Genomic DNA, 18779 nt, shown 5'->3' with positions numbered 1-18779 from the left:
TTGTACTGTTCCCTCAGGCGTCACACAACGTCATTCGTAGGTCATCTTTAGAATTTCTTACTTAAATGTTAATCATTAAGTTCCTTTACTCAGCATAACTACATTCCATTATCCATTTTAGAACTACTTATGTAAGTGCATGAACACTGACGTTTACCAATAACTATATCGCATTTACGTGTTCGCACTCACTACTCGTTATTTATTTTTATAATTTATTATTTAAATAAAATTCTTCAAATCTATTTATTTTTCTGGATGGTCGTACCAATGGTTGAGGAATGTGTAAAGTACGTCGCTATAGGTGCTTAACTCGTCTGCTTCTATTTTTTCATCTACGCTATGGGCTTCTTCTAGGCTACCTGGCCCATACAGTATAGTCGGTATACCGAAATGGGCTGTCCAACCACCATCTGTTACTGTCGTGCTCATGCCATGTTCCATTTCACTGTCATAGACGTTACGATGAGCCTCTTGTAATTGTTTAAATCCAGGATGTTCTAAAGGAATTGTAAAGCTTGGGAAGATTTCACCTTTATCTTCAATCATGGATTCGCCACCCCATTCAAATTGTAATGGGTTTTCACGAAGCCAAATATCCACTTCTGCTACGCGATTTAGGTAATCTTCAATTTCAGCGATTACATCTTCATAGCTTTCATTCGGTAAGTAATGCACCGTAATCCATAAACGACATTCGTCCGCTATAAACGCTGGATGTCGTCCTCCTTCAATGACGGCTGGGTTAATCGTATTAGCGCCTGGGGGCATACCGGGACTGTGTTTCATAACTGCCCAATGCTGTTCTAATTCATTCAACGCTTGAATAATTTTCGTCATCTTTTCAATCGCACTCGCACCAAATAATCCACCACCTGCATGAATCATTTGACTACGTGCGCCATCGTGAATGGTGTTCTTACTTTTCACCGTAATCCAACCAGTGATTACGCCACCTTGCCCTAGCGCCATATTCTCACTCGTATCTAACACCAACGCTAAATCGGCTTTAGCTCCTATTTCACAAGCCAATTTCGTACCCGCTTCGCCGACCTCTTCACCTACCACAGATTGCACAATAATATCACCTTTAGGCTGGCGACCTTCTTGATGCAACTTTTCAAGAACATAGAAGAGCGTGGCCATACCACCTTTCATGTCACTCACACCGCGACCATATAACCAACCCTCTTGTTCAGTAAGTTTAAACGGTGGGTAGTCCCAATTTGAATCATCTTCCACAGACGCCACATCTACATGACCATTCAAGATTAATTTCGGTGCATTAGGATCCTCACCCTTTAGCGTAGCCACAATCACACTATCATTGTCATACAGACGCTCACGCTGAATATCGAAATCTAGTCCACGTAACAACTGCTCAATCTCATCCTGCAATGGATCTGTATTACGACCCGGCGGACTTTCCGTATTAAATCGCACCAATAAATCCAATAATTCATAAAGACGTTGTTCCATCTCAGCCACTCCTTTTTGAAAATGAATACCCTATTACTGCCCTTCACCCTAAGTGTATCATTTCAACACACCACATTCCGTATAAAAACAAAGAGGGGAGCGAGACAGAAATTAAAATAATTTCGTCGTCCAACCCCAACTCACGTTGACCGTAGACTTTCTTTTTCGAAAGTCTCTATGTTAGGGCCCCGCTCCCCGGCAAGAATAACTAGAATTGAAAAAGCTTAATATAAGTGCATTTCAATTCAGTTAGCTACTGCCAAAATGCTAACAGAGGCTGAGACATTTTATTTGTCTCAGCCTCCTTCTCATATCATATTATATTATATTAAACAGGTCGCACGGTAATTTCGTTCACATTCACATGATCAGGCTGTGTTAAAGCATAAACCACAGCATCTGCAATGTTTTCAGGATCAAGTTTCTTACGGCCACCAAAGTCCGTATTCTCTGTCATAGGTGTTGCTACCATGCCAGGATGGATACTTGTCGTTTTGATACCTGTGCGTGCAAGTTCTTTCTCTAAACCGTTAAATATCATTAAGGCAGCTGACTTAGTCGCACTATATAATGTGCTTTCATTAGATACTTCAGTCGCTGACACAGAAGCTAAATTAACTAAATGACCTGAACCTTGTTCTTCAAATTTAGGTAATACGGCATGTACGCCATATAATAAACCTTTAATATTTGTATCAATCATCGCTTCCCATTCATCTAAATCATATTTCGTAATACGCGCTGAAGTATTAACACCGGCACAGTTTACGTAGAAATCTACTTTGCCGAATTTTGCGATGGCGTTTTCCACTAAAGCGTCTACTTCATCTTTAAATTTCACATTCGTTGGTGTGATTAGGAAGTCGCCTTCGTTCATATCTTTAGCAACTTCTTGTAGTTTCTCATCACTACGTCCAGCTAATACGACTTTTACGCCTTCTTTCGCAAGTGTTTTAGCGATCGTTGCGCCAATGCCACTGCTCGCACCTGTCACAATTGCCACACGTTCTTTTAATTCTGTCATGTTTACGTCACCCTTTTTTCTAGTTTCATTGATTACCTTTCCTAAATGTTTAAATCCTAAACCCACTTATACCATTATTTTTAAAAATTCTTAGCGAAAATCACACGAGTAATTGTAAAAATCATAAAAACGTAATAAAGTTAATATATGGCAAAGTATTGGGCATATTGATAGGAGGAAAATCTATGACATTTGAAGAACGTATTCAAAAGTTGCGTGCTGAAATGAGCAGAACAAGTTTTACATTCCGTTTTGAAGACTTATACACAGAAGAAGAATGGTTAGAAATGTCAGTACGTCAACGTACACGTCAAGAAAGAGAATTTATTATGCGACTTGAGGGTATTCCAAATGTGAGAATGCCATTTTCAACGGAGGATGGTATTAAATTCAAGTTATATAATCAAAAATATGATTACAATGAAGTTAAGAAAAATTTCAAAGATCAATTTTAAATCATTATAAACTAGAAGCCCATGTCTCACTCGGTAAGACATGGGCTTTCAACACATTATTCCAGAATGATTAGGGGTATATTTATGGTTATGCCCCCGTTTGCTCACCCGAGGGCATATCTATTTGAATGGATAGGAGGTCATTCAATTTTGGTGTTAGTTTGTGACTAATGATTTACGTTCGAGTCCGTAGTAATAAAGGCGTTCGGCATCAATATATGGAATAGAATCGATGGTTAAGTAGCCATCTTTAATGTCACCGATCATTCCTTGATTAACGCCAGTTTTCAAATAAATATCATAACTGCCTTCATCAGAAAAAATAACTTCTTCAATTACTTTTCTCATCAGTATCACTCCAATTAGTAATTACTCATTCCTTACATTCTTAATAATACACCCTTTTAAAATTTTTTAAAGCATTTTGTGATACTTTTCACAAATAGTTCATTTTTTTGAAAATAAAACCTACTAAACTTTTTATGTATATAGTATTTAGTTCGTTACGTTTTTTGCTCCCTTTCCTAGGGGATCTTCTCAACTTGTAGGCTTTTAAAGAAATTCTTAGATGACCATTTACTCATTCTGTTGTGATGCTTGCCTAGGGGGCTGGGTCGAGCCTTGGTCTCGACACTCATCCTGCTCCCTCAGGCGTCACACAACGTCATTCGTAGTTCATCTTTAGAATTTCTTACCTAAGTGCTTTTTAGCATTTAGGTTCATTTATAATCAACGTTGGAGTGTCGTAAAACTTCAATATCTAGGTATCTTAAATTAATAATTATAATAATATACAACTTGTTTATTTGGGTTTCACAAAACTTTTGCTATCAATAAAAATTAAAAAGCTTGTTTTCCATTCATTATAGAAAACAAGCTTTTCAAATCTATAATATATTAATTTGCTAACTATAGTAATCACTAATAGTTTCCATAACACTTATAAAATCATTTTCTCTAATAGAATACTCGCTATTAAATCCAGAATTAAGCACTTTTACAAAGTTATCAAAATTATAGATAGATTCTTCACCTTTATTACTTATATCTTCTTCAATGATTCCAGCTTTTGATTTTAATAAAATTTCTTGATAATCTTTATCAATACGTTGAGTATTATTATTAGGGTGCGCTTTTATGAAATGCTGATTGGGTGTGATTGCAATTAGATTTTCATAGTACATTGATATTTCTGGATACTGGTGCTGTGGAAATATATGATGTATTTGCGTAGCTTTTTCTTGGTCATTATCAACAGTTACTTCTGATAAACCATTTCTATAGGCATCATTATATTTTCTAAGGAAAACTTTTGCTTTTTTAGATTGATATTTATAATACTGTACGTTAACCTCTTTTTTATGCAATACTGCCCATTCTTGCCTTGTCATATTTTTAGGTTTATCTAAATTTTTATCTCTAAAATTCTCAGTGTTATACATTAAATTTGAATAGGTTATTACATTTTTTGATATTCTGCCTCTAGAAGTCCCTTTTTTCTTTTCTTTAAAAGCTAATGGATTTATTACTTTAGTAAAAATTCTTCTAGCTTCTAAAGAGCCATTAATTTTAGTATTATTAATAATAAAATTTTCGAATTTATCTTTTAGCTCTATATAGCTATCTTGAGTCTGTATTTGAAAAAATTGTTCAAACATACTTGTTAAATCACTGTCAGATAAAACTTTTCTTATATAAATATTTAAAAACTCTAGTGAATTTCTTTCTTTTAAAGCTATATATTCTAAAATTTTAATATTATTAACTTTATAAATATTGCTTCTACCCTTTTTTTCTTTAAATAAGATTTTTGCATTGGCTAAAAGCTCTAAAGGTTGCGCAAAAAACTTATCATATTCATTTTCAGATTTAGCATGCTCAGTATCTGGCTTATTAAATATTTCTTCTACATTTTCTTTAGTGTAATTTGCTCTCCAAATATCTTTACTTGTAAAATTCAAATCCTCTCCATTGTCTTCAACATAATTTAAAGTACAATCTGAAACAATACATAAGACATCTGGAGTACATTTTTGATCGATCCATCTTCCATTATTACTTACTCTTATATCATACTCAAAATTATTCTCTTCAAAAAATTTATAAATATCATCCGTACTTAACAACAAACTCATCCCTTTTCACCATTATACAAACCAAAATAAAAAACACTATTTTTATCAATGTTCAAACTTCTAGTGCTATAATTTCTAGCGATTTTATAGAATTCTGTAAATATTTCTGAATTCCAAAATTTGAGATGCTTATTTTTAATTAGTAATCCACTATCATTTTCTAATATTGCTACTGAGCCATTAGTTACACAACCTTTAGGTTTTTTTATGACTCTTGGATAGTAAGTCATATTCGGTGATAAAAATACATCAGTTCTATCTAAATATTTGTATACACTATGTTCCTTTAAATTATCCTCAGTAATATATGCATCATAATTTTTAATATCCATAATTGTAGAACCATCTTTTTTTATATTTCTACTTTTAATAACTCTGATATTGTTTTTTTCATTGTCTGTTAACTGAGCATTTGTAATAGATCTATCTCTAAATACTTTAAATATGCCAAAAGTCATATCACTAGCTATTTTATCAAAAAAATCATTTCTATAAATAAGCCAACTAGGAAATTCCTCATCAACCATTTTACCTTGATCAATTTTATTATTTTTATCTAAAGTTAGCGAATAAACATTAGTAATTCCTTTTTTATCTACTGTATTTATTAATATTGCAATAGTTTCAATTAGAACTCCTTTAAAGCCTTTTTCACCAAAATCTATTATTTCCTTTATACAATAATGAGAACTGGTCTTTCTCGTCTTACTAAAATCATTATTATGTAGAAAATATTTGGGCATTATTAAAAAGATATTTTCAGACAAAGTTAATGATTTATTTAAGAACAAAGCCGCAGTATTTTTACTTGTATAGTCTTTTAATACTTTTTGATATATATCCCAATTTTTAACTTGTCCTTTTTTTAAAAAAGGGGGATTCCCTATAATTAAATCATATTTATTATGAAATTCTTTTAATAGAAAATCTTCATTATAATAATTAATTTCAATATTTTCCGGTAAATTTCTATAGTGATTTAAAATTTTACATATTTTTAAACTGTCTTCATCAACATCTATTACATCTATTATAATATGATCATAATTTTTATACTTATTAATAATTAATTCTAGAAAGTTTCCAACCCCCACTGACGGTTCTAATATTTTCAAAGTATTTTTATTAAAATCTGGTAAACAGCGCGACATGGTAGAAATTAATTCTTCATCAGAATAATATGCAGCAGTATCATTTCGTTTGTTATTTATCAATTCAGCTATTTTTGCTAAATCTTTTAATTTCAAATTTTCAGGGTTGTTCTTAATAAAATCACAAACTTTATTTCTAGATTGTAAATTGTAGTTGTTTATAATTCTCTTCACTTTTTGACTTACATTTTTCATTTTTTAAAACTTCCTTGATATTTCTAGCTATTTTATTAATAATTATTGTAGGTATAGCTTCTCCAATACTTTGTCTGATATTTATTTCATGAGTTTTTAACATTTTTTTCTTTTCTTCTAAGGATAATTGGTTTAACTCTTTTTCAGTATACCCATCAATCCATTTAAATTCTCTAGGAATATTCATCATTAACATAAGTTCTCTAATACTAAACACCCTATCATCTTCAGGGTGAACTGTATTTTGACTCGAAATTATATCATTTCTAGTATGAATACAAGGAGCTACTTTATCCCAATATTGTCTTTTATACTTATCTCCATTCTTATTGACGTTAAAAATAATTTCTCCATTTTTATTGCGATGAGGTCTTTTTAATGGGTCTTTATTATCAAAAGCATTTTCACCTTCGTGTAAATCGGATATCCAATCTCTCATGTCTTCTCTATACGGTTTAAAATTATGATATATATCATTGGGATCAATTTCCCCCATTGTTGTTAAACTAGGTAGATGACCAATAACTTCTCGAAGCACATTGCTTTTTTCAGTTTCAGGAAATAATTCATTCATAATTCCTTCGTAATAAAAATCATTTCTCACCCCTATAACTATAGTCCTTGTTCTACTACTATTTGCTCCATAATCCTTAAAATTAATTACTTTAGTTTCATAGGTGTATTTATAAGATAGCCAATTCTTGAAAGCATCTTCAATTTTTATCCTTTTATCATGGTCGATGCATACTGTATTCATAAAACTTCTGACATTTTCTGCAACAAAAAATTTAGGATTAAGATTATCAACAATTTCAAGGGATTCAATGACTAAAGAATTTTTTTGTATAGTCCCATCATTTTTTTTATGATTAGCTACAGACATTCCTTGACAAGGAGCTGTAAATATAATTACATCAATTTCACTTTCTTTTTCTTTACTTTGATATTCTTTTATAGCTGTATAAAGTTCTGTTTTGACTTCCTTTTTAGTTATATCTCCCAAAACATAAGATTTATCATATTTCGCTTTATTATTTGCTTTTTGCACGTTTAATCTTTTTTCAATCAATTCCGAAGTTGCTGCGCATTTAAAACCTTGCTGTTTAAAACCATAACAACCTACTCCAGCTGAACTAAATAAAGAAACATAATTCATTATAATCCACCAGCTTAAATTAGTTTTCATTATATAATAACATAATTCAACCACTTTTTTCAGCTTGAAATTTCATGGTATATACTTATTGAACTCATTAACTTAAATTACGTAATCATCATTTTTAAAGTTGTTATCAACAAAATGATTTTAATGTTATTCTATCAATCATTTTCTTCATAGAAGTTAAATATATCGTATTTTGATAAGACTAACTTTAAAAAAATCTTCATTTTTCCCAAAGCGAAAGTTATAAAGTGATATTTTCTGTAAATCTATCATTATTCAAAATTTGTTTAAAAATTGATAATTTTTTTCAAAACTTTGCTATTGTGGGCTCTTTTTATTAAAAAGATACTATATTAAAATAGTAATAGTTTCATGCACTATTACAATTAGGGAGGGAGTAGGTTGGAACAATTTCAAAGTTATTGAGTTCTTCGAAATTGAATACTCCTTTGTTAGGCTATAGTCTTTTAATTATTATTTATTTAAAGATTATAGCTTTTTTAATTAAAATCGTAAAAAAGTTTAAAAAGTGATATTTTTGGTCAAGGAATTGCTATTGTGCGGGGTGTTTTGATTAATTTTTCTATATTATAATTTAGGTATATTAGATTTCGATCTAATATGTAGTGAAGGATTTATATTTTAGTGGGATAGATGCCTAGGTGTTAAATTCCTAAAGACTCATCTTAGCGGAAAATGAGGTGGGTCTTTTACTTTATTTGAATTTGCATTAATAATATGTTCATAGTAAAATAAAAGTATAAAAATACACCTAGAGTTTTTGAAAATGGCACTAGGTGGAAAAACTAAGCAACATATTTTGAGGGTCAACTCAAAACATATGTTTTCTACAAACAGCTTATTTTATTAAGTGCTCATCTTAATCCACTATAAGATGAGCTATTTTTATGCCATTTGTAGGTCATAATGATATATATTATAAAATATGTTAAATCCAAAGAATTCACATGAATATTTACTATTATGTCAACAGCCATGTGTTATCACCCCCTTTACTACAAACAAATTCTTAAGCTGTTTGAGGTAATACATGACTGTAACTTAGTTTTATAACGATATTATATAATATTTTTAATACACAACAAAATTATAAGATAACATTAATAAAAAAGCCTAAGATTGGGTAGTCAATAATTATATTAGCTACTATCTTAGGCTTTCTTGATGTATTAAATTGTTATTTATAGTCCTAGTTCTTTAATGAAGTGAACGAGTTCGTCTTTCATTTTTGGATCTTTTAGTGCGTATTCGATGGTTGTTTTGACGAAGCCAAGTTTTTCTCCTACGTCGAAGCGATTGCCATCAAAGTCGTAAGCGTAAACTTGAATATCGTTGTTCATGCGTTCGATGGCGTCGGTTAATTGTATTTCATTGCCGGCGCCTTCTTTTTGTGTTTTAAGGTACTCAAAAATTTCAGGTGTTAAAATGTAACGTCCCATGATTGCTAGGTTTGATGGTGCTGTGCCTTGAGCTGGTTTCTCAACAAATTGTTTTACTTCGTAACGACGGCCATCTTTTCCTAGAGGTTCAATAATACCATAACGATGTGTAACATTCTCTGGCACTTCTTGAACGCCAATCACTGAGTGACCTGTTTCTTCATATACGTTCATTAATTGTTTGATAGCGGGTTCGTCTGATTCTACAATGTCATCTCCTAGAAGCACGGCAAATGGTTCATCACCGATAAACTGACGAGCAGTATAAATCGCATGGCCTAAACCTTTTTGTTCTTTTTGACGAACATAAAAAATATTGGCTAAATCTGTTGAATATTGAACTTTTTCTAGTAGGTCTGTTTTTCCTTTTTCTTCAAGCACCATTTCTAATTCTTTTTGATTATCGAAGTGATCTTCAATCGCACGTTTATGTTTGCCGGTTACTATAATAATATCTTCAATTCCTGCACGAGAGGCTTCTTCCACTATGTATTGAATTGTTGGTTTGTCTAAAATAGGAAGCATTTCCTTAGGCATCGCTTTCGTGGCTGGTAAAAATCTCGTTCCTAAACCAGCGGCAGGTATGATCGCTTTTTTAATCTGTTTCAAACTCAAGTAACTCCTTTGCACATTCTGTCTTTTATATCATTTGTTAGTTTATCATTCTTTGGAATTCTTTCCTAGCAATAGCATATTAATTTAAGTACGGGTGGCACAAGAGCTACTCTAGTGGTGCCATTTATGTTAGAAATTTACTGTTTAATGAATAATCATTTTTAAAACTAATATAATGTTGTTTGTAGAAAAACTTATAAGTTTTTCTATCAAAAAACACTCCCCCTTTTGTGGTGAGTGCTTTCATGAATATTTCTTATACAAATAAGCTTATAAATAGGATGAAGATAATTCCTGATACTGAGATGATGGTTTCGAGTAGTGACCATGTTAGGAATGTTTCTTTGATTGTTAGTCCGAAGTATTCTCTGAACATCCAGAATCCTGCGTCGTTTACGTGTGATAGGATGACGCTTCCTGCTCCGATTGCGAGTACGACGAGTGCGACGTTGACGTCTGAGTGTTGTAATAATGGTAAGACGATACCTGTTGTTGAGATGGCTGCTACGGTTGCTGAGCCTAATGCGATTCGTAATACGGCTGCGACAATCCATGCAAGTAAGATTGGTGACATTGTTGAACCTTCGAACATTTTCGCAATGGTATCCCCTACGCCACCGTCGATTAGTACTTGCTTGAATGTCCCGCCACCGCCAATGATGAGGATCATCATGCCGATTGGGTAGATAGCATCTGTGACTGATTTCATGATGTCGTCCATTTTTCTACCGCGATGTAAGCCCATTGAGAAGATAGCAAAGATGACTGAAATTAACATTGCTGTGCCGGCTGTACCAATGAAGTAAATGATTTGTTCAAATACATTTTTAGCTTCTTGATGACCAGTAATTAATTGAACAATCGTTGAAACTAACATTAAGATGACTGGTAAGATTGCTGTAAAGATACTTAAACCGAATCCTGGCATTTCAGAGTCTTTGAATTCTTTTTGAGAGCCTAAAGCTGAAATATCGCCTTCGCGCGTATAGGCTGAAGGGATAATTTTTTGTGCTACTTTATTGAAGATGGGTCCAGCAATGATAGTAACTGGAATAGCGATAATGATACCGAATAATAAAACTTGTCCTATATTGGCTTTTAATTCTTTAGCGATGACTACTGGTCCAGGATGTGGTGGTAAGAAGCCGTGTGTTACTGATAAGGCTGTCACCATTGGTAATCCAAGTTTCAGTGGTGATACTTTCGCACGTTTTGCGATAGTGAATACTAATGGAATTAATAATACTAAACCTACTTCAAAGAATAGTGCGATACCGACGATAAAGGCTGCGACTAACATTGCCCATTGAACATGTTTCTGTCCGAATTTAGCGATTAATGTATCTGCAATGCGATTAGCGCCTCCGCCATCTGCTAGTAATTTACCTAGAATGGCACCAAGTCCAAAGATAAGTGCGATATGTCCGAGTGTACTGCCCATACCGGTTTCAATCGTACTCATGACTTTATTTAATGGCATGCCTAAAAGAATAGCTGTAACGACTGAGGTAATAATTAATGAAATAAATGTATTTAATTTCAAAAAAATGATTAATGATAAGAGTAATAATATTCCAATTACCACGCTAATAAGTGGCCAAATCTCTCCAAACATTGTAAGTCCTCCCATTGTGTTTCTAATTTATGATGCAATAATTTAATCCATGTGCTTGCGTTGGAAATCTGCAATTTCTGCGTAGCGATCTTCTAATGAACGACTAAGATTAATAAAGATGGATACTAATTGTTGATATACTTTAACGGTTTCTTGGTTCGGTTTATGTGCGTTAGTTGTTCCTACCATCTTTTCAATAATAGAGAAGTCTTCAATTTCTCCTAACGCTTTTAAGCCTAAGACACATGCGCCAAGGCAAGAACTCTCGTAGCTTTCTGGCACGATAAGATCAGTATCAAAGATGTCTGCCATCATTTGACGCCATACTTCACTCTTGGCGAAACCGCCTGTCGCTTTAATCGTGCTAGGCGTTTCGTTCATCACTTCAACTAGTGCAAGGTATACCGTGTAAAGGTTGTAAAGTACACCTTCTAGAGCGGCACGAATCATGTGTTCTTTCTGATGTGATAGTGTTAAGCCAAAGAATGAACCGCGTGCATCTGCGTTCCAAAGCGGTGCGCGTTCGCCGGCTAAATAAGGATGGAAGATTAAACCTTCTGCGCCTGGTTTAACGCGACTTGCGATTTTTGTTAGTACATCGTACGGGTCTACGCCTAAGCGTTTGGCCGTTTCAACTTCACTAGCCAAGAGTTCGTCACGTAACCATCTAAGAATGACGCCTCCGTTATTAACTGGTCCACCAATGACGTAATGGTCTTCGTCTAACACGTAACAGAATATACGTCCTTTGTAATCAGTACGTGGTTTATTGATGACAGTACGAATGGCACCTGACGTCCCGATTGTGACGGCAACTTCCCCTTTTTTATAACTGTTAACGCCTAAGTTTGACAGTACGCCATCGCTTGCACCCACTACGATTGGGGTATTTTCATCAATGCCCATTAATGTGGCGTAGCGTTTTTTCATACCTGTTAAGATATGCGTCGTTGGTACAAGTTTAGGTAATTGTTCTCGTGAGATACCTAATAATTTGAGTGCTTCTTCATCCCAATCCAACTTTTCCAAATTAAACATACCTGTTGCTGAAGCCATAGAATGATCGATGACATATTGTTCAAAGAGTTGATAGAAGATATATGTCTTAATGTCAGCGAACATAGCCGTTTGGTTATAAATTTCAGGTTGCTCATGTTTCATCCAGAAGATTTTAGATAAAGGTGACATAGGATGAATCGGTGTGCCTGTGCGTTGATAAATTTCATGACCGTTATGTTCTTGAGTGATGCGATCAGCGTATTTACTTGCGCGATTATCTGCCCAAGTGATACTTTCCGTTAATCTTGAATGTTGCGCATCTAGCGCGACCAAACTATGCATTTGTGCACTGAAAGAAATGAGTTTGATATCTTCTTTCTTAACACCCGCTTCTCGCACAACGTATTTCACTGTCATTAAAACAGCATCAAATAGTTCATCTGGGTTCTCTTCTGAAACATCTACGTTTGGCGTATGTAATGGATAACCAATATTATGCTTCATAATAAATTGTCCATTCTCGTCGTATAGCACTGATTTCGTACTTGTGGTACCAATATCAACGCCAATCATGTATTTCATAGTATTCTTTCTTCCTTTCTATTTAGCGTAACCAGAAACTTTCGATATCTTTACCGACATCATCAAAGTTTAAGTGAAACGCCTCTCTTAATTTATTTGAATCGTTATACTCAATTGCTTCAATAAATACTTCGTGATTCCCGTGAATGCGGTCGAAATCTGTTTTGTTATGAATCATGCGATCTCTCATTGAGAGTAAGACCAAAGATTCGATGACCGGTTTCAAATGATTCCAGAACGTGCGTAAATATTGATGATTTGAGGCTTTAATCGTCGCTTCGTGAAATTGCAAGTCATGTTGCGTAAAGGCTTCAGCATCTTCAAATTGTACTGCTACTTTCATCATTTCAAGGTGCTTGCGCATTTCTTTTACTACTGGTGTACGATCAATATGTCTCATCTTTGAAAATGCGAACGACTCGAGCATAAGTCTCAAATCATATAATTCTTTCTTCTCTTGTTCGCCGAATGAAAGTACTTTCGCACCCATGCGCTCAAGATGTATTAAATGATCAGTTTGTAATAACTTGAACGCATCACGTACAGGAGAACGACTGACATCAAATTGTTTTGCGATTTGATTCTCAGTCAGTAACGTATCACTTTCAATATCGCCATTAACAATCTGTAAGCGAATTTCGGCAGCGACCCCTTCTCCTTTCGTCATACCACCAAGCCATTGTTCTGGATATCCTTGATTCACAACACTCACCTCTAATTACTACTTTACTCCAACTTGTATACAAGTATATTAATATACTGTTTTTGTTTTTGCAAGCGCTTTCTTTTTATTCAAAAATAAAACACCCTAGCTTTTTACAAGCTAGGATGCGATATGAACCTTATTTATCATCATTTGCTACTTCGATGCAATAATGTGTTTCATGACATTTTGGGCATTGAAGTTTACGTGTTTTGGCTGTGTGTCTTGCTAAGATAAATGATTTTAATGATGGTTTAAAGACGTGTTGGCAGTTTGGACAAAGGAAAGAAATATTTTTGAAATAAAACGCTGTCAGTCCTATTGCATAAGTTACTAGAATTGGTAACACTGCTACAAATGGTTTTGCTGAACTTCTTAATAAACTGAGGACCAATCCTGAGTATTGTACAATGCCGATCACACCTGCACTAAGCCAGATTTTACCTTTTACTGAGTTAAATTTTTCTGATTTTTTCATAACTTTGTCTATGTCAGCTAAGTGATTGATTGAAGAACTTGATTGTTCTGAAATATATTGTTGTACCGAGTTGATATGCTTTAACGTCTCAGATTGATGTTGCATATCTTGTTGAATTGTTTCTTTATGAAGTTGAAGGATCATTTTCAACGTTTGTAAGTCATTATCTTCATGAAGTAATGTTTTAATTTCATCTAATGTGCAGCCAAACTTTTTCAAGATTAATATTAGTTGAAGCTGATGTAGTTGTGTTTCTGTATAATAGCGTCTGTTAGATTCGTGATGACGTTCAGCTGTTAATAATCCTTTACGATCATAATATTGTAATGTTCTGATTGTAATGCCACTTTGGTGTGCAAGTTCTCCAATTGAATAATGTGACATAGCGTTCACCTCCTAGCCCTAACATAGCTAATGACGCTACGTCATGAGCAAGACCTTTTTCCAAAAATTATAACAAGTAGTCTGCCTTCCGTCTTATTAAGATTTAATCCTAGTCAGTCATATCATTTACTCGATTTCTCCATCTGATATTTCTGCATGAATGGCTTGCATTTTTGCTTCGATATCTGTAAGTTCAAGTGCACATTCTTTCAATCTATCTTTATAATCTTCTGTATTTGTATTATTTTTATAGCGAATTTTATGTTCTAAACTTGCCCACATATCCATACCGATCGTACGAATTTGTATTTCAACTGGTGTCACTTCCACACGATCAGCTAAAAAGACAGGGATTGAGACAACAAGATGTAAACTGCGATAGCCATTTTCTTTCGGATGTTGAATATAATTCTTACGTTTCAACAGTTTAACGTCTTCTTGTTTTAATAACATCTTTTCAATGACATAAATGTCTTCTAAGTAATTACATACGACACGAATACCAGCAATATCTAAAATATTCTCTTTGGCACTTTCTGCAGTGACTGGTAAATTTTTGCGTTGTAACTTTTTAACTAAACTGTTCATTTCCTTAACACGACGTTCCATATGATGAATTGGATTATGTTTATAAACATGATTAAAATTATCATCTAAAATATCTAACTTTGTAGATATTTCTTTTAAAGCGGATGAATATAAATGATCAAGTTCCACAAATCCAATGAGTCGATCAAATGCTTCGTCTCCATCTTTAAATTGATTTAAACTATCTTTAAATTCACTACGTAATTCTTCAATATATAATGATGGTTTTCTCTCTACGTACATAGCGATTGCCCCCTTGTTCCTTAACCTCCATTATATCGAATTACAAAATGAACTAAAAACGATAACCACCTCATTTATCCTAGGTAATTAGAACGAGAAACTAAATGTTTATGTATACATTGTTCTAAAATGAATATTAATTTCACTTAAGTTGAGACGCTTGCCTAGGGGGCTGGGTCGAGCCACGGTCTTGTAAAGTAGTTCTTAGATGAATGTTACTCATTTTGTTGCGACGCTTTCTTGCGGGAAAGGCTTAAGCCTGTAGTCTTAAGCTCTTTCTTTTTCGCCAAGAGTCGCGCAACATCATTCGTTAGTCATCTTAGAACTACTTACGTAAGTGTTTGAACACTTACGTTCATTGATAGCCTGCTCCCTCAGGCGTCTCTCAACTACGTTCCATTATTCATTTTAGACCTACGTGTAATTACTTAGAAAAGAAAAACTATGAATAAGTTTATCACTCTTGAAGTTTTTCATATTGAACATAAGGGTCAAAGCACTTGTGCAAGAAGTTCTTAGATAGATAACGAAGCGTAGTTGCGAGACTCCTAGTGGAAAAGAAAGTGTCGAGTGACTACAGGCACGAGCCTTTCCCACAGGAACGCGAGCAACTAAAGCAAGTGAATATCTATCTAAGAGTCGCTTATATAAATATGTTAGAAATTCTAAATATGGACAACGAAATGGCGTTGTGTGACGCCTGAGGGAACAGTACAAGTTGAAGACCTTAGAAATCCCCACAGATTTATCTGTGAGAAATTTCTGGCTGAAACTGTACCCTAGGCAAGCATCACAACAGAATGAGTGACTGTTCATATAAGAATTTCTTTACAACATACATACAATAGTAAATCCCAAACAAGTGGTTTGTCTTGTTTGGGATATGTGAGTTAAATATTATTCGTCTTTTTTGTGTTCGATGACTTTAGTGTCGCGATTGTCGGCGATTTCTTGTGCACGTTTTTTGGCGTCTTCTTTATTATCGAATGAGTCAGACGCTTGTTTCGCGCCTTCTGTTTTCACTTTCCATTCATCATCTTCATAATACACATGCACATTTTCTTCGTTTAATTCCGGATTGGCTGAGTCATCTTTTTGATGTTGTGTAATATGCTTGTTTTTCAACTCATCAAGTTCCTCTTTACTCGCATTTTTGTACCATTCTTCTGCTTGTTTAGTCGCAATCGGAATTAAATCGCCTTCTTTATAACCGTCTTTTAACATTGCGTTACCAATATCAATCGCTTTTTTACGTTCTAATTCATCCATGTTCTTCCAAGTATTGGGGTAATCATTCATTGTCCAAGGCATAGTGTCACACTCCTCTAATAATGATTTATTCATTTAGTTAGCTTTACCACTCTTTTTGAAAATGAAACCCCCAAGTCTGGAGAGAAACACTTTCACTCTTCGTTGACCTATACATGCCTAGGTCATTTACGCTGGTGCATGTTCATGTAACTCATCGACGTTTTTACGTGTAGCGACACAGTTGGTTTGTAATTTCATCATCGCTGATTTGATGTAGTTATATTGAGGTAAGTCGTTCAATTGTTTAATATCTAAACTACCATGTAATTCAAAGTGTTTAGCTACATTCTCAAAGGTAGTTAAGAACTCACCCATTTGTGCATCTGTAATGCGTTGACGCTGTTTATCTTGCATGGCTCTCATTAACATAAAGTTGATTTCTTCTAATGCGAAGATCGTTGGATAATAGTAACGTAGTGCTTCTTTATTAGAGAATAGTTCTCCATTTGCTGAGTTGTAAATTTGCGTCATATTACTCATTTTTACTGATAATGCAAGACTTTCATGTTTTTCACGTTCTGTATCTTGGTATCCATTTTCAGAGAATAAATAATGGAAAATAGTCGCTTCTTTACGCACTACTTCAGAGATAGTTCGTGGCAGAATAGCCGAAGACGTTTGACGGTTAAGTATTAAAATACCGACTACTGCAATTACAATCCCAATTAACACATCAAAGATACGTGTGTAAGCAATCGAGATAGATAGATTTTGCGATGCGAGTCCATTAAGCAAGATAACTTGTGTTGTGATAAAAATAACGGCAAACGCGTAATTCGAACCTACAAAGGCTTCTGTCACCATAGCAGCGAGCCCCATGATAATGACGGCTACTACTACATGTGGATGGAAATATAGAATAGCAGATAAAACTAATGTCCCAATAATTGTTCCTAATCCACGGGCCATGGCTCTATCTATCATACGTCGTGTCGTCATCCCTAACATAACCGTATGCGCTGTTAAAGGAATCCAATATGATTTCTGAATATCAAAGGTTAATGAAATAAAAATAGCGATGCCCATGATAATGATATAAATCAAGGTGTTACGAAAGACGATAGAATCAAGTGTTAAGTTATGCAGAATTCGTTGACTGTAAAGCGGCTTTCTCACTTGAGCTTCGTGTTCGATACGACTAGAATCTAAGTTTGCAATTTCATCAATTTTTAAAATATATTGCATGAGATTATCAAAATCTTCGCTGACATGAACTTCTTTTGTCCAATTTTCTCTGGCATTACTAAGACGATATGCATTACGTGTTGTTACTTCCATCATCTCAATTAATTCCTGTGGAAGTGGACGAATATCTTTCTCATGCAGTTCAAGTAATTCAGAGTAAATCCCTTGTGCTGACGTATGTAGTAACAGTAATCGTTGGAAACGTTGATTCAGTTTCGCCTTAGCACCAGCAGTCGCTGTAATTAATAATTCATCTGAATTTTTGAATTGTGTCACTGCTGATTGAGAAATTTCTTTAAATTTCTCTGGATCGTTATAGTTTTGCATCAATTTGTTAATCATTGTGAAGTCAGCAGTGATGGCACGATCTTCAACGCGTTGCTTCTGGAAGATGATCATAATAAGCACAACGAGTGTCGCTAATGCGCCACCTACTAAGATAGCGAATCCACGGTATAACGCTTGATCTGGCGCTACAGGTAAGTTACTAGGTAAACAAAATGTAACTAAGAAGAAAGTAGAAGATGGTCCGGCAATCTTCAATGCACTAAAAATATAATATGGTACCACTGTGACAATAAGTAAAGTAAAACCATAAAGAAGTGGTTGAGATACGGTTAAGGTGCCGAGCATCATACATATCGCAAACGAAATAGAACATAAAATAACCATTCTAAGTTTAGAACGAGGTGGTCCTTGAAAGACGTATATATGTGCTAACGCCCCCGTCGATACAAGTAAACCAAAACTAAAATTCCCAAGGTAATAGCCAATTAATGCTGGGATAATCATTAATAAACCTTGGCGAATCCCTTTCATAAAGTCAATCTTGGTTTTATCGAATTGTATAAGAGACTGTAATACATTTCCCAAAATTATCTTTCCTTTCTATAAAGCATACATATTTATGATAACACTTTTTAAGTTTACTCATCAGTAGCATGATTATAGACTACAAAAAAAGAGCGAAACTGAAATCTTAATTTGATAAAAAGATTTCTGTCTCACTCTC

15 protein-coding genes are annotated in these 18779 nt (G+C 34.2%); 1 reads left to right on the top strand and 14 read right to left on the bottom strand.

Annotated elements, in window-relative coordinates:
* Positions 1-246: 246 nt before the first annotated feature.
* Positions 247-1488, bottom strand: coding sequence for an acetylornithine deacetylase (locus MT340_RS02355; RefSeq protein ID WP_272107573.1), 1242 nt, complete (start codon positions 1486-1488; stop codon positions 247-249).
* 319 nt (positions 1489-1807) lie between these two features.
* A complete protein-coding gene (locus MT340_RS02350; protein WP_243588616.1) occupies positions 1808-2503 on the bottom strand; it encodes an SDR family oxidoreductase in 696 nt (231 codons plus the stop codon).
* Positions 2504-2688: 185 nt separating this feature from the next.
* Between MT340_RS02350 and MT340_RS02345 the strand changes: the two genes are divergently transcribed.
* Positions 2689-2958, top strand: a complete 270-nt coding sequence (locus MT340_RS02345) for a DUF1413 domain-containing protein (RefSeq protein WP_243603542.1) — start codon at positions 2689-2691, stop codon at positions 2956-2958.
* Between the two features lie 156 nt (positions 2959-3114).
* Here MT340_RS02345 and MT340_RS02340 read toward each other — a convergent pair whose 3' ends face one another.
* The 12 genes from MT340_RS02340 to MT340_RS02285 form a co-directional block, all read right to left on the bottom strand.
* Positions 3115-3306, bottom strand: a complete 192-nt coding sequence (locus MT340_RS02340) for a hypothetical protein (RefSeq protein ID WP_243588614.1) — start codon at positions 3304-3306, stop codon at positions 3115-3117.
* 557 nt (positions 3307-3863) lie between these two features.
* Positions 3864-5093, bottom strand: coding sequence for a hypothetical protein (locus MT340_RS02335; protein WP_243588613.1), 1230 nt, complete (start codon positions 5091-5093; stop codon positions 3864-3866).
* The gene (locus tag MT340_RS02330) at positions 5090-6439 is read right to left on the bottom strand and encodes an Eco57I restriction-modification methylase domain-containing protein (RefSeq protein ID WP_243588612.1); all 1350 of its coding nucleotides are present in this window, start codon (positions 6437-6439) and stop codon (positions 5090-5092) included. The genes MT340_RS02335 and MT340_RS02330 overlap by 4 nt, the downstream gene beginning before the upstream one ends.
* Positions 6381-7625: a DNA cytosine methyltransferase gene (locus MT340_RS02325; RefSeq protein ID WP_243588611.1), complete on the bottom strand. Its 1245-nt coding sequence runs from the start codon at positions 7623-7625 to the stop codon at positions 6381-6383. Before MT340_RS02325 ends, MT340_RS02330 begins: the two co-directional genes overlap by 59 nt.
* A gap of 1181 nt (positions 7626-8806) precedes the next feature.
* Positions 8807-9673, bottom strand: a complete 867-nt coding sequence (gene galU, locus MT340_RS02320) for a UTP--glucose-1-phosphate uridylyltransferase GalU (protein WP_243588610.1) — start codon at positions 9671-9673, stop codon at positions 8807-8809.
* 262 nt (positions 9674-9935) lie between these two features.
* Entirely contained in the window at positions 9936-11294 is a 1359-nt protein-coding gene (locus MT340_RS02315) for a gluconate:H+ symporter (protein WP_243603539.1), read from the bottom strand.
* Positions 11295-11336: 42 nt separating this feature from the next.
* Positions 11337-12875, bottom strand: coding sequence for a gluconokinase (gene gntK, locus MT340_RS02310; protein ID WP_243588609.1), 1539 nt, complete (start codon positions 12873-12875; stop codon positions 11337-11339).
* 22 nt (positions 12876-12897) lie between these two features.
* Positions 12898-13578, bottom strand: coding sequence for a GntR family transcriptional regulator (locus MT340_RS02305; RefSeq protein ID WP_243588608.1), 681 nt, complete (start codon positions 13576-13578; stop codon positions 12898-12900).
* Between the two features lie 139 nt (positions 13579-13717).
* Positions 13718-14440 carry a MerR family transcriptional regulator gene (locus tag MT340_RS02300; protein WP_243588607.1) on the bottom strand — a complete coding sequence of 241 codons (723 nt, stop codon included), beginning with the start codon at positions 14438-14440 and terminating at the stop codon, positions 13718-13720.
* A 126-nt stretch (positions 14441-14566) separates the two neighbouring features.
* Entirely contained in the window at positions 14567-15271 is a 705-nt protein-coding gene (locus tag MT340_RS02295) for a GTP pyrophosphokinase (protein WP_243588606.1), read from the bottom strand.
* A gap of 897 nt (positions 15272-16168) precedes the next feature.
* Positions 16169-16582 (bottom strand): DUF2188 domain-containing protein, encoded by a 414-nt coding sequence (locus MT340_RS02290; protein WP_243588605.1) that lies wholly within the window; start codon positions 16580-16582, stop codon positions 16169-16171.
* 126 nt (positions 16583-16708) lie between these two features.
* Positions 16709-18586, bottom strand: coding sequence for an FUSC family protein (locus MT340_RS02285; protein ID WP_481906661.1), 1878 nt, complete (start codon positions 18584-18586; stop codon positions 16709-16711).
* Positions 18587-18779 lie beyond the last annotated feature (193 nt).

The organism is Staphylococcus sp. NRL 16/872, from assembly GCF_022815905.2.
GTDB lineage: Bacteria > Bacillota > Bacilli > Staphylococcales > Staphylococcaceae > Staphylococcus.
Note: the sequence above shows the minus strand (reverse complement) of the source record. Positions and strands in the feature narration are given on the sequence as shown.

What these genes read in the sequence shown, in the direction of transcription:
- MT340_RS02350 (WP_243588616.1), bottom strand. Translation starts at nt 2,503, where the DNA reads ATGACAGAATTAAAAGAACGTGTGGCAATTGTGACAGGTGCGAGCAGT.
- MT340_RS02290 (WP_243588605.1), bottom strand. Translation starts at nt 16,582, where the DNA reads ATGCCTTGGACAATGAATGATTACCCCAATACTTGGAAGAACATGGAT.
- MT340_RS02285 (WP_481906661.1), bottom strand. Translation starts at nt 18,586, where the DNA reads ATGAAAGGGATTCGCCAAGGTTTATTAATGATTATCCCAGCATTAATT.
- MT340_RS02315 (WP_243603539.1), bottom strand. Translation starts at nt 11,294, where the DNA reads ATGTTTGGAGAGATTTGGCCACTTATTAGCGTGGTAATTGGAATATTA.
- gntK (WP_243588609.1), bottom strand. Translation starts at nt 12,875, where the DNA reads ATGAAATACATGATTGGCGTTGATATTGGTACCACAAGTACGAAATCA.
- MT340_RS02340 (WP_243588614.1), bottom strand. Translation starts at nt 3,306, where the DNA reads ATGAGAAAAGTAATTGAAGAAGTTATTTTTTCTGATGAAGGCAGTTAT.
- MT340_RS02325 (WP_243588611.1), bottom strand. Translation starts at nt 7,625, where the DNA reads ATGAAAACTAATTTAAGCTGGTGGATTATAATGAATTATGTTTCTTTA.
- MT340_RS02345 (WP_243603542.1), top strand. Translation starts at nt 2,689, where the DNA reads ATGACATTTGAAGAACGTATTCAAAAGTTGCGTGCTGAAATGAGCAGA.
- MT340_RS02295 (WP_243588606.1), bottom strand. Translation starts at nt 15,271, where the DNA reads ATGTACGTAGAGAGAAAACCATCATTATATATTGAAGAATTACGTAGT.
- MT340_RS02335 (WP_243588613.1), bottom strand. Translation starts at nt 5,093, where the DNA reads ATGAGTTTGTTGTTAAGTACGGATGATATTTATAAATTTTTTGAAGAG.
- MT340_RS02300 (WP_243588607.1), bottom strand. Translation starts at nt 14,440, where the DNA reads ATGTCACATTATTCAATTGGAGAACTTGCACACCAAAGTGGCATTACA.
- MT340_RS02330 (WP_243588612.1), bottom strand. Translation starts at nt 6,439, where the DNA reads ATGAAAAATGTAAGTCAAAAAGTGAAGAGAATTATAAACAACTACAAT.